The organism is Citrobacter sp. VF227, from assembly GCF_052950715.1.
In genome coordinates this window covers 1-665 of the sequence record NZ_JBRFVF010000121.1, presented here as the reverse complement: position 1 = coordinate 665, position 665 = coordinate 1, and the positions used below count along the sequence as shown (strand labels likewise).

At 54.7% G+C, this 665-nt stretch carries 1 protein-coding gene and 2 pseudogenes; all 3 read right to left on the bottom strand.

Annotated elements, in window-relative coordinates:
• Positions 1-268: pseudogene (truA, locus tag ACU8YC_RS25405) on the bottom strand (tRNA pseudouridine(38-40) synthase TruA); the annotation flags it as partial.
• Positions 253-384, bottom strand: a pseudogene (locus tag ACU8YC_RS25400) (translation initiation factor IF-3); the annotation flags it as partial. The pseudogenes truA and ACU8YC_RS25400, both read right to left, overlap by 16 nt.
• Positions 385-401: 17 nt before the next feature.
• Positions 402-665: His/Gly/Thr/Pro-type tRNA ligase C-terminal domain-containing protein (locus ACU8YC_RS25395; RefSeq protein ID WP_446896018.1), on the bottom strand; the 264-nt coding region annotated here is incomplete at its 5' end.

Genomic DNA, 665 nt, shown 5'->3' with positions numbered 1-665 from the left:
GTACAAGGGCACTCGCTTTAATATGCACCACCCCATATGCACCGAAACGTTCGACGTGATTCTGCATCACGTTACGCGACGGTGTGCGCGACTGCCAGTGTCCCGCACGGAACGAGGTAGCATCATTTTCGCCAGTCAGACACTGTTCTGCACGATGAATACGCTCAGCGTCCAGCGGTTCATAATAACGGGTTACCCCTTGACCCAAAACCGCAGCGCCCAACCGATGATCGTCGATGCTGTAGCGATAACGGCGACCCGCAACGCTTCATCAATAGAGACGATGCCAATCTGCTCGCCATCGACACCGATCAGGCGCACTTCGCGCGCGGTGATGTTTTCGTTGATCGGTGCCTTGGGCTGAGCTCGTCTATCCTGTCTCATTTCACGCTTAATAATGATTACTCCGATTCTTGGCGACCACGACGGGAAACCGCCTGTGCAAGCAGCTGGGCGAATTGTTCGAGCGGCATGGAGCCCATATCGACGCCTTCGCGGGAGCGCACAGCAACGGATCGTGTTTCGACTTCCCGATCCCCGATAACCAAGAGATAGGGTGTCTTGAGCAAAGTATGCTCGCGGATTTTAAAGCCGATCTTTTCGTTTCTCAAGTCACGCTTGGCACGGAACCCGCTTTGGACCAGCGTTTTTTCCACCTCTACGGC